6 protein-coding genes are annotated in these 11,993 nt (G+C 47.7%); 2 read left to right on the top strand and 4 right to left on the bottom strand.

The features are described 5' to 3' along the window. Positions 1-68 precede the first annotated feature (68 nt). On the top strand, positions 69-362 hold the full coding sequence (locus QUA07_RS28870) for a type II toxin-antitoxin system PemK/MazF family toxin (RefSeq protein ID WP_333332395.1): 294 nt from the start codon (positions 69-71) through the stop codon (positions 360-362). A 256-nt stretch (positions 363-618) separates the two neighbouring features. Here QUA07_RS28870 and QUA07_RS28875 read toward each other — a convergent pair whose 3' ends face one another. The 4 genes from QUA07_RS28875 to QUA07_RS28890 form a co-directional block, all read right to left on the bottom strand. After that, positions 619-2,208, bottom strand: a complete 1,590-nt coding sequence (locus tag QUA07_RS28875) for a glycoside hydrolase family 57 protein (RefSeq protein ID WP_333080216.1) — start codon at positions 2,206-2,208, stop codon at positions 619-621. Between the two features lie 55 nt (positions 2,209-2,263). Beyond that, a complete protein-coding gene (locus QUA07_RS28880; RefSeq protein ID WP_333332398.1) occupies positions 2,264-2,386 on the bottom strand; it encodes a hypothetical protein in 123 nt (40 codons plus the stop codon). 368 nt (positions 2,387-2,754) lie between these two features. After that, positions 2,755-5,928, bottom strand: coding sequence for an EAL domain-containing protein (locus tag QUA07_RS28885; RefSeq protein ID WP_333332401.1), 3,174 nt, complete (start codon positions 5,926-5,928; stop codon positions 2,755-2,757). 399 nt (positions 5,929-6,327) lie between these two features. Continuing rightward, positions 6,328-9,603, bottom strand: coding sequence for a PAS domain S-box protein (locus QUA07_RS28890; protein ID WP_333332404.1), 3,276 nt, complete (start codon positions 9,601-9,603; stop codon positions 6,328-6,330). A 542-nt stretch (positions 9,604-10,145) separates the two neighbouring features. On the opposite strand from QUA07_RS28890, the gene gatB reads away from it, so the two are divergent. Further along, on the top strand, positions 10,146-11,648 hold the full coding sequence (gene gatB / locus QUA07_RS28895; RefSeq protein ID WP_333080220.1) for an Asp-tRNA(Asn)/Glu-tRNA(Gln) amidotransferase subunit GatB: 1,503 nt from the start codon (positions 10,146-10,148) through the stop codon (positions 11,646-11,648). Positions 11,649-11,993 lie beyond the last annotated feature (345 nt).

An 11,993-nucleotide genomic window follows, 5' to 3' on the forward strand; every position in this document is an offset into this window, starting at 1 on the left:
TTAAACGGAAAAACTTTTTGACTCCAACTTTTCACAACTGATAAAAAAATTCCACACACATCTGCGGAATGTGGGTTTCAGATTTAACACAAGCCAAGCGCCGACCGGCTTTAGTCATAGCAACTTTGGCAGGAGACGATCTAATTCTTTGTCAGATTACTAGCCAGACGCTCGCCGATCGCTATGCTATTACCCTTGAAAGTAGTGATTTTAGCGAGGGCGGACTTAACCAAACGAGCAACATTAGACCTAATCGCTTGTTTACCGCTGATCGAGAAATTATACTTTATAAAGCTGGTAAGCTTAAACCTGAGAAGTTGAACGAGGCGATCGCCAAGATAGTTGAAATTCTTCACCAGTAATTCTCTATTGTCAAGCGTTCCTCAGCTCACAATGCTGTTTGACTAGATTGTGTTGTGCGATCGCCCGCGCGTTGAGAAAAAGAGATAAAGTGCGATCGACCTTTCGATGTCAAAAAGCCATCACACTCACACTCCCAACCTAAGATCGCCCTTCTCATTCCACTCACGGCGATCGCCCATCACCTATAATTTTAATTAACATCCTGTCCCTCCCTTAAGCAGGGCTGGGGGGACAGGATGAAAAGGGAAACGAGACTTAAAGCGATCGATAAACGCGATAGTTAATTTCAGGGAAAATATTATCAATCTCCTCAACCTTCTCCAACCAACCCGAATCAACTTTCCCTTCTTTCACTTCATCGTACAGCTTGTGAAAGCGCATTAAGTGCGATCGAGTCCGCCGCACTGCATAGGGCACCATCGTCCCTGTACGCATGATAAATGCCCAGTCAGAAGATTGAGCTAGCAGCACTTCCCGCGCCGCCTGGTTCAAAGCACGATATTGCAACTCATCTTCCGGTTCCATACTTCCCAACTCAATCATCCGTTCCGCAGCCTTGTGCAAATGCGGGTAAATCCAAGCATTCGTCTCATTCAACCAATACTCGTGGAAACCCCGGAAACCCCAGCTAGACTGCGACGGGCGACAAACTTGCTGAGTCCGATTTCCCCGCAAATAATCGGCTAAGTGCGTCATCTCGTAAGTATTTTGGTCGTACCAACTCTTGCGGAACAGGTAATCTAAGAACCAAGGCCCTTCGTACCACCAGTGACCGAAAAGTTCGGCGTCGTAAGGTGAAACAATAATCGGCGGACGCTGCATAATCCCGTTCAGGTGCTCGACTTGCCGTTCCCGGTTAAAAGCAAAGTTGCTGGCGTGTTCGGCTGCTTTTTCCCTTGCCCAGTAAGGATCGTACAACTGTTTATCGCCTAAACCCAATCCGCGACCGGTGATTTTGTGATATTTAATCCCGGTATTTTTCCGCTGGCCGTTGGGCATGATGTAGGGCTTAATGTAATCGTAGTCAGCTTCCCAACCCAAATCTTTGTAGAATTCCCGGTATTCGGCGGCGCCTGGATAGCCGACTTCGGAAGACCAAACCTGCTGCGAGGACTCGTGATCCCGACCGAAGGCTGCGACTCCGCATTCGGTGAAAATTGGGGCGTAGCTGCCGTAGCGGGGACGCGGGCGGGCGTAGAGGATGCCGTGACCGTCTGTGAGAAAGTAGCGGAGGCCTGCGTCGGCTAACATCCGTTCTAAGCCTTCATAGTAGGCGCATTCGGGCAGCCAAATGCCTTTTGGTCGGCGGCCGAAGTTTGCTTCGTAGTTGTCGCAAGCTACTTGAATTTGTGCCCAAACTGCTTCGGGGTACATTTTCATCAGCGGTAGGTAGCCGTGGGTGGCACCGCAGGTGATGATTTCGAGGTTGTTGGTATCTTGGTGTTCTTTGAAGGCTTTGACTAAATCTCGATCGTACTTTTCCCAAAAGTTGCGGACTTGAGAGAAATGGGCGGCGTAATGTTCTGCCAAATAGCGGAGGTGACCATTTCCGCTGTTGTGTTCGATTTCGAGATCCGCTAATTCTTCGAGTTTAGCCAAGTGGTCGTCGAAGCGGTCTTGCAGCAAGGGGTCGCGCAGCATGGCAACCAAGGGCGGCGTCATGCTCATGGTAATTTTAAAGTCGATGCCGTCGCGCTTGAGCCCTTCAAAGACTTGCAGCAGGGGAATGTAGGTTTCCGCGATCGCCTCAAACAGCCATTCTTCTTCTAAAACGTAGTCGCTTTCGGGGTGGCGGACAAAGGGCAAGTGGGCGTGGAGAACGAGTGCGAGGTAGCCAATAGTCATAAAAAAATTTGGTAAGTGGGAAACGAGCGGGTCTTTAGACCTGAGAGGGAAACGGCTAGGCGGTTTCAACCGCCGTGAATCTTTCCATTACACGGGGATTGCTAGATGGGAGTGTACTTTTGTAATGTACTGTCAGTGGGACAATTACCACATCCAACCTCGCAATCGGCGATCGCATAATGTTCGCTCCTTTATGAGCCTCTATGAGAGGGGTAATGTTAGCTTGCGCCTTAGTTAAGGGCCGATACTATATCTAGGAAACTGATTTAACCCAATAAGTCTGTTTAATCCTAAATTTCGCTTGGCAAGGAACTAGCGAGAGCATTCCCTGGTAGGCCTTTAACTCTTACCGTTAACGTAGTACGCAGGTACGCCTCTGGTCAACTATGGTTTAAGTCTTAGGCCCGAAGCAAGAAGCGTATCTAGAGACCGGGGTCATTGACATTGATTTGGATGCCGTAGTTATTAACTGACGCCAGTTAGGAACAGCTTTAAAATATTTTAAGATTTTATGCTGAAACGGGACTCACAAAATGCCGTGTTTTTTTAATGACCTTTCTCTAACAAACTAAATGTCAGCAAATTCTGATTTTCTGCTTGCTGTCGGATTAGGGTTGCTGCTGTTTGAGAGTCTACTGGCTTTGAGAAAAAGAATCCCTGGGCGTACTCACATTTTAACCCTTTTAGTATAGATAGTTGCGAGGCTTCTTCGACTCCTTCAGCTACTACATCCATGCCTAAATTGTGGGACAAAGTAACGATCGACCGCACAATTTCGGTCGGGTCAATGCCTCCTTTACTGAAATCGAACTCACCTCCCATCCTGCTAACAAAAGAGCGGTCTATTTTTAAGGTATTGGTGGGGAAGCGGTGCAGGTAGGAAAGCGAGGAATAGCCGGTGCCGAAATCGTCAATGCACAAGTCTATGTTTCGGGTTCTGAGCTGCACCAGCATTGCTGTTACTGAGTCGGAATTTTCTATGAGTACGCTTTCGGTAATTTCTAGTTTTAAACTGCTGCCGTCGAGGTGAGTTTCTGCAAGAACTCGATCGATGTATTCGATTAAATCTGGCTGAGAAAACTGTTTGACAGAAATGTTGACGCTAACGCTCAACGGGGGGTGGCTGGGAAATAGCTGCTGCCACTGGCGGATTTGGTGGCAAGCTGTGCGAAGTACCCAGCGGCCGAGGGGTACGATCAAGCCGGTTTCTTCGGCGATGGTGATGAATTCACCGGGGGAAACTAAGCCGCGTTCTGGATGCTGCCAGCGCACTAGGGCCTCAAAACTGGTAATTGTGTTATTGGCGATCGACACGATCGGCTGGTAGTGAATAATAAACTGGGGCGCTGGGGATAAGGGAGGTAAGGCTGAGGCGGGGGATGGGGGAAAGTCTTCTTCTCTGGCCGGCTCTCTAATTGATTCGATCGCCCGCCGCAGGTCGTTTTCTAGCTGCAATAGCCGCAAAGCGTGGGCGTGCATGGAACTGTTGAAAACTTCGTGTCGGGATCTGCCGAGTTCTTTGGCGCGGTACATTGCTGTGTCGGCGTCGCGCAGCAGGGTTGTCGGTTCCACGTATTCGCCAGAACTCAAAGCTATGCCGATGCTGGCGGTGATAAATACTTCGTGTCCGTCTAGAAGGATAGGGGAGGTGATTTTCTTTTGCAGGCGGTTGACAATGGTGGTAGCTTCATTGATGCCCTCGATGTCTTCTAACAACAGCACAAACTCGTCTCCTCCAAGGCGGGCCACTGTATCTCCGACCCTCAGACAAGCTTCCAGACGCCGGGCGATCGATACTAGCAGTTGATCGCCGATGGCGTGGCCGAGGGAATCGTTGACTACTTTAAATCTATCTAAATCGAGAAACAGCACGGCAAACAAGTAGTCTTTGCGCCGTTTTGCCATCCTCAGAGCGTGTTCGAGCCGATCGGTAAATAGTGATCGGTTGGGCAATCCGGTGAGGGCGTCGTGAAAAGCATCGTGCAGCAGTTGTTCTTCGGCGAGTTTGCGCTGAGTGATGTCGTGACAGTTAATCACGATTCCCTTGACTGCGGGATCGTACAGCAAGTTGGTGGCTACAGCTTCTACATAACACCAGGAACCGTTGCGGTGGCGGACTCGGTACTCAACTGGGCACTGGCTTCTTTTGGGGTTTTTAATGGCTTTGTGGAGGGTTTCGGTGATCGTGGCGCTGTCGTCGGGGTGAACTATTTCTAAGGCGCTGCGGCCGATCGCCTGGTGGGGCGCGTATCCTAAAATTCGCTTGACGGAAGGGCTGATGTAGCGGAAGATTCCTTCGGCGTCGAGAATGATCGTGATGTCTGTGGCGTTTTCAATCAGCGAGCGAAATCGCTGTTCGCTTTGGCGCAGTGCTGATTCTGCTTGTTTGCGATCGCTGATGTCGAGGGCTACTCCGTCTATAATTACGTCGCCGTGTTCGTTTTTGGAAAATTTAGCGCTGTCTTGCACCCACTTGACCTCCCCAGATCTCAGAACGATGCGGTACTGGCGATCGCACGGCAAAAGACTCGCTCTCGATGCTGCTACGAGGCTGTCAGACAAGCTTTTGTCCTCTGGATGGATGATTTCGGTCAAGAGTTCCGGGTGCGAAATCACTTCTTCGGCCCCGAACCCAGTAACTTCGCGCACGCCCGGACTGATGTAGGGCATGGAGATTGTGCCATCGGAATGCAGCACGGTGCGGTAGACTGAGCCGGGAATGTTGGCTGCCATTGTGGCTAGCTGCTGCTGGATGCCGCAGACTGCTGCTTCGGCGCGCTTGCGTTCTGCAAGTTCGGTTTGGGCTTGTTGGTAGAGTTCGGCTTGGTGGATCGCGATCGCGCACTGATCGGCTATGGCTTTGAGTAGCGACAGTTCTTCGGCGCTCCAAGAGCGCGCCCGATCGCACTGATAGAGGCTAATTCCTCCCAAAAATGACCGCTGGTAGAGCAGTGGGGCGATCGCGACGGAGCGAAACCCTACCAACTGTGCTGATTCTTGCAGCGACGGGCACAGTGTCGATAACTCGTCGATGATCAGGGTTTCCCCAGCCGCGAGATCGGATCGGTAGTGCTCGGCCACTTTGCAATTTAGCCCGACGAACCGTTCTCTTTTGGATGCTTTGCTGATGTAGCGAACTCTGATTCCGCCTTCAGCATCTGGCTGCAAGATGGCGCAGGCGGTGATTTCGAGAGCTTCGTGCAGTTGATCTGCTGTGGTTTGCAGCACTTCGTCGAGTACAAGGGTGAAGCGCATGGCTTGGAGGATGCGGTTGACGATCGCTTCTCGCTGAGCTTGCCGCTGAATTTGGGCGATCGCTTCTTGTTGCTGGCGCCGCATTTTGTATTCTTGGAGCGATCGTTCTAACACTGTTGGCAACCTAAACAGCCGCCCTTTTAATACGTAATCGGTCATTCCGGCTTTGAGGCACTCAACTGCCGCTTCTTCTCCCAAACTTCCCGTTACTAAAATCAAGGGTATGTCTTGCCCTAATTCCTGCATTAATTTCAACACTTCTAAACCGTTGAAGCCTGGGAGGCGGTAATCTGAGAGTACAGCATCGTACTTGCAATTCTCCAGCAGTTTTCTGCACTCTGTTGCTGTTTCTGCCATGTCGCACTTAAAATTTACCCCCCCCGATTCTAAGGCGAGCACTATTAATTCCATATCTTCTGCCATGTCTTCGATAATCAACAATTTTAATGTTGATTCCGCTACCATTTTTAGTAGATAGTTGGTCTGATTTATATCTAACATAAGGTATTGGGGAGGTTTTCAATTGGTTATTCGTGTTTTTGCTAGTAATTTTTTAGACTGAGTTTGGTTATTAATTTTATCTCGATATTTTTAGCAAAATCAATTATATACTCTACTCGCAAGACCTTTATTTAGCACCGGCAGTCGAGGGCTGACCGAACCGATTGGGGCTCATCCCAATTTTTAAAAGAGCGTTTTTTAGGAGTACGAGCATCTTGTGCACCGCTATGCCTAGCTCTTTCGCTTTCATCCCTGACAGTGAACACTTCTGTCACACCACAATTCGGATGCTCTCACCGATTGTGACTTATTTAAGTGTATAAGAGTTTTAAATTCAAAATTTAAAACTCTTATACACTTAACTTATGAATCTATATTACCGTTTGAGATTGTTTGCGCTAGTTTAAAGTAAAACGTGGCTCCTTGACTAGGTAGGCTTTCGGCCCAAACCGTGCCGCCGTGGCGGTGAATAATCCGCTGGACGATCGCCAAACCGATGCCCGTACCTTCAAATTCTCTCTGGGAGTGCAGCCTCTGAAAGGCTCCAAACAGGCGATCGGCGTATTCCATCGGAAAACCCACCCCGTTATCCTTGACAAAAATCGTCCCATCCGGTAAACCCTCAATAACTATTGTAGCCGGAGTGCGTCCGCGGCTGAACTTGACGGCGTTGCTAATCAAGTTGCTGAACACTTGTTGCAGCAAGGTTGGATCTCCCATTACTGTCGGCAAATCTCCGACGGCAAATTCAACGCTGTGGGGAGTTTGGGCCGGATCGGCGACGGCTGGGGGTTTAGTCAATTTAATCGCATTTTGTACCAAACGGCTCAGATCGATCGGAATTTGCCTCAACTCGGTGCGACTCACCCGCGACAGGGCGAGCAAACCGTCAATCAACAGGCTCATTTTTTGGCTGCTGTCTTCAATTACTTCCATATAGTGAAGTATTTTGCGATCGCTCAAAGCCTCAGTTAATTCTAGCCGCTGTTTCAACGCTTCTACAAAACCTGAAATATGTCGCAAAGGTGCACGCAAGTCGTGGGAAACTGAGTAAGAAAAAGATTCTAATTCTTGATTGGCAGCTTCTAATTGCTCTGTGCGTTCTGACAAAGCTTGTTTTGTCTCTACCAACTCAGTGATATCGCGAGAAGTGCCAATTAAAGCATAAACCTTGCCGTCTATATTTCTGAGGGGAATTTTAAAAGTATCGTAGTAAGTCGTCTCGCCAGCCATTACAAATTTATCCTGCAAGTGCATAGTTTCGCCTGTTTCAAATACCTGGGAGTTTTCCCTACAGAATTGTGCGGCTCTGCCTGGGGAAAAACATTCACAAATCGTTTTGCCCTGCATCTCTTTCCTGCTATTTAATCCAGCCGTTTGGGCAACCGATTGGTTAACAAAAGACAGTCGCATATTCTCGCGATTTACCACAAAAATGTGATCGGGCAAAGCATCAAAAAAAGTCTCTAATTCTGCGGTACGCTGAGCGACTTGAGCTTCTAAAGTTTCGTTGAGTTCTTTGAGTTTAAATTCTACTCGTTTGCGTTCGGTAATATCTTGACCAATTCCGATACAACTGCCGTCGGAAAGACGAACATTTGCCCAAGAAGTGTCGATAATTCGCCCGTCTCTAACTTGTGTTTTGAAGTCGCTCCACTTCTGATTTGCTGCTTGGATTTCATCCCAAACATATTGACGGTATTCTGGTTGCGGATAAAATTCTGCCAAGATATCACGGTTTTTGATTTCTGCCAAACTCCAGCCTAGCACTTGTTCCCAGTGGCTGTTTACCCAGTTTATTTGACCATTTTTATCTAAGAAAGCGAGCATGATCGGCACGTTGTCGAAGATAGTTTGCAGCAGTTCTTTTTGCTGTTTTAATAATTCTTCGGCTTGTTTGCGATCGCTGATGTCGAGTACGGAACCGATAATTTGCCTCATTTGTCCGTCGGGCGTTCTTTTGAAGATTGTAGAGCGATCGTGCACCCAGCGCCATTCCCCATTTTTGTGTTTAATTCTGTAGTCTCTGTCATCCGTTTCATAGGGATTGCTGCTGTGTTTTAGTCGATCCATACCTGTAATTAGCTTTAACAGATCCTCGGGATGAACTAAGTTAGCGACAGCATCTATACCCAAATCTTGCCATTCTTTAGGAGTGTAGCCGAGTATGGCGGTGACAGATTCATTTGCATAAATATTTTTGTTTTCTACTGCATCGTAAATGTAAAGAAAGTTGGGGATTGTTTTCAGAATGCTTTCTAAAAGTTCTTGATGTTTTTGCAGTTCCCATTCTGCCTGTTTACGCTCGCTTACGTCTAGCACAAAACTGACGCCAAACTGTTGCGTTTGTTCTAAAAATGTGCTACCCAACATCACCGGAACGCGGCTACCGTCGGAGCGTATAAATTCTTTCTCAAAGGGAACAACCGTATTTCTATCCTTCAGTTCTGCAACTTTTTCTGTATCTATACTCACGTATTCTGGTGGTGTCATTTCTTGCCAGTTAACTCTTCCGGCAAGCAGCTCGTCCCGCGTATAATTTACCGTGTTTAAAAAAGCGGCGTTGGCATCTATAATGCGGCCGTCAAGATCCCAAAAAATTAAGCCGATCATATTAGAATCAACTATGGCTTTAAATTTGGATTCGCTTTGTCGCAACTGATCTTCGACTTGTTTTAGTTCTGTGATGTCGCGGGAGATGGATAAAACTGTTTCTACTGAATTGTCTTCAGCAAACTCGGGAATGACTCGACAGTGGTAATATTTTATGCCCTCGGAAGTGGGAAACTCAAATTCTATAGTTTCTTGTTTACCGCTACCAAAAACTTTCATAAAAGCCTCATCCCACAGGCTGCATAAGTGCGGTGGCATTCCTGATTCTTGGTGGGTTTTGCCAATCAATTTTTCGGCATTTTTTCCAATAGTTGATTCTACTGCTGGGTTGATATAAAGGAGGCGTAGTTTGCGATCGAACCGGGCGATAATATCGGTCGCATTTTCGGCGATGGCGCTGAAAGCTTGTTCGCGCCGATGCAGTTCTTCTTGAGCGCGCTGGAACTCGGTTATGTCTCTGGCAAAAGAGAGAATTGAAACTACTGTTCCCGATTCATCGATGAGTGCAGAATTGTACCATTCGCAGTAAATTATCGAGCCATCTTTGGTATAGTTGCGGTTGCGGCAAACGTTGCGGGTTTCTCTGCTGTGTAACAGTTCATTTGTGGCGGCGCACACTTCCTCGAAGTCTTCTTGATAAACTATTGACCATTCGTGCCAGTATTTGCCGATTACTTCTGCTGCACTCCAGCCAAATATTTGTTCTGCCATTGGCGACCACCGCACTACCCGAAATTCTTTGTCCCACTCTACAACTGCCATTGGTAAGTTTTCTAGATGAAATTCCCGCCGCGAGTTGGCTTTTTTTATTTGAGTTTGAAGTTGCTGGCGGAGTTGCTTAGCCTCGGTCAAGCGATCGCTAATTTCCTGTGTGTTTGCTGAGCCGGCGTTGGCAAGGTGAGCAATGGTTTCTGCTGTTTGTTTTTCGAGTTCGTTCCAAGCGAGTTCGAGGGCTGATTCCGCCTGCTCTAGCTCAGTGATGCTGTTCGGAAACAGTGTGGCACTTTTAACTGGAATTTCACGCATAGTTTTGACACTTAGGCAAGTGTTACTTTTAGAATTCAAAATTAAAGTTTAAAAAATAAAAATATGTAATTTCCTGTTAAATTATACATTTTTAATTTTTAGTCTGTGCGTGGAGCCGATCGTTGGAGGCGGCGGGCGTTATTAAATACTGCCAGTAAAAGGATTTGGGGTGTAGATTGATCAGCAATTGTGGTGGATGGATCTAAAACTCTCCTGGGTAAGGGAAGGGTGCGGGCAGGAGCTGACCCTAAGTATATTTTTGCACAGAGTTGTTGTTTGGGGGCGATCAAAAGGAGATCGGCGTGGCTGCGGGCTTGGGTCGATCGCGAATCTGTAGCAGGGCGTTGCCTATGCAGATCCCCATTTGTCTCAACTAAACACGCTTTCCCCAAGTCCGTCAGGGGTTTAAACCTGCCGAACTCAGGGTTTGACGCGCTTGTTGACACCAATGAAACCGCCCCTACCTCCAAATACTCTCCAATCACTTTGGTCAATAAAAAGCTAAAATAAAATCTAAAGTTATTCAGTCTTTTAAATTGCTTATGACTGCTTCTGCACCCTCTTCGATAAAAAACCGAACTCAGTACGAAGCCATTATCGGCCTCGAAACTCATTGTCAATTAAGTACCAATACTAAAATTTTCTCCAGTTCTTCTACAGAATTTGGCAATGCCCCAAATACTAACATTGACCCAATTTGTATGGGAATGCCGGGAGTTTTGCCCGTATTAAATCAAAAAGTGCTGGAGTATGCGGTGAAAGCAGGGCTGGCTCTCAACTGCGAAATCGCACCTTACAGTAAGTTTGACCGCAAGCAATATTTCTATCCCGATTTGCCGAAAAATTATCAAATTTCTCAGTTCGATTTGCCGATCGCTACTAACGGTTGGCTAGAAATTGAACTCGTGGATGAGACGGGAAATTCTACTAGAAAAAAAATCGGGATCACTCGCTTGCACATGGAGGAAGATGCCGGAAAATTGGTTCACGGCGGTAGCGATCGGCTCAGCGGTTCAACTTATTCAATGGTGGATTACAACCGCGCTGGTGTGCCTCTAATCGAAATTGTTTCGGAACCGGATTTGCGATCGGGCGCGGAAGCTGCCGAATACGGTCAAGAATTGCGCCGGATCGTGCGCTACATCGGTGTTGGCGACGGGAATATGCAGGAAGGTTCGCTCCGGTGCGACGTGAATATTTCGGTTCGCCCCGTGGGCAGAAAAGAGTTCGGCACGAAGGTGGAAATTAAAAATATGAACTCTTTTAATGCGATCGAACGGGCGATCGATTATGAGATCGAGCGGCAAATTCAAGCTGTGGAAAATGGCGAAACCATCATCCAAGAAACCCGGCTTTGGGATGAAAACAAGCAGTGTACTTTTAGTATGCGGGTTAAGGAAGGTGCGAGCGATTACCGGTATTTCCCGGAACCGGATTTGCCTCCGATCAAAGTTTCGGCCGAGCAATTGCAGGATTGGCAAGCTCAACTGCCGGAATTGCCGGCAATGAAGCGCAATCGCTACGAAACTGAGCTGGGTCTTTCTCCCTACGACGCGCGGGTGCTGACTGACGACAAAGCGGTGGCGGAGTATTTTGAAAAATCGATCGCCGCCGGTGCTGTGGCTAAACAAGCTGCCAATTGGGTGATGGGCGATATTACTGCTTATCTGAAAAATGAAAAGCTGGCGATCGCAGAAATTCCTTTCCAACCGCAGGATTTAGCCGAACTGCTGGGGCTAATTGAGGCCGGTACGATCAGTGGCAAAATCGCTAAGGATATTTTGCCGGAGTTGCTGGCAAACGGTGGTTCGCCTCAGAAGTTTGTTGAAAGCAAGGGTTTGATTCAAATTTCGGATACTGGGGCGATCGATCAGGCGATCGATGCCGTGTTGGCCGCCAATCCCAAGGAGCTCGAACAGTACCGAGCCGGTAAAACTAAGCTGCTGGGCTTTTTTGTCGGCAAGGTGATGAAGGAAACGGGCGGCCGGGCTGATCCCAAACTGACGAATGAGCTGCTGGTGGCGAAGCTTAACGGCCCAAGCTAAGCAATTATTAAGGGGATCGTGTAGCGGATACAGCGGCGGGCGATCGGTTTTTCCCGATCTCGCCCTTCTGGCGGGATCGTAACTTTATAATTAATCTACATTTCTTTACAACATCTTCACGTTTGGGGGTGACACCCCTCATCCCTATCATGTTATATTGTGTTATGTAGATGCACCCTGATGGCAGAGAGAGTTACTTAGGTAGCTCTCTCTTTTTTTGGTCTTTTTTTTTTCACGGACGTGAAAATACGGATGGGGGAGAGGGGGGCTTACAAGTGTAGGTTTTTTACAATTAGGAGGTGTTAGAAACAACAGGCCAACAAGAGGGCCAAGATTGAGGAAACA

It is taken from the genome of Microcoleus sp. T3_A4 (assembly GCF_036700465.1).
Lineage (GTDB): Bacteria > Cyanobacteriota > Cyanobacteriia > Cyanobacteriales > Microcoleaceae > Microcoleus.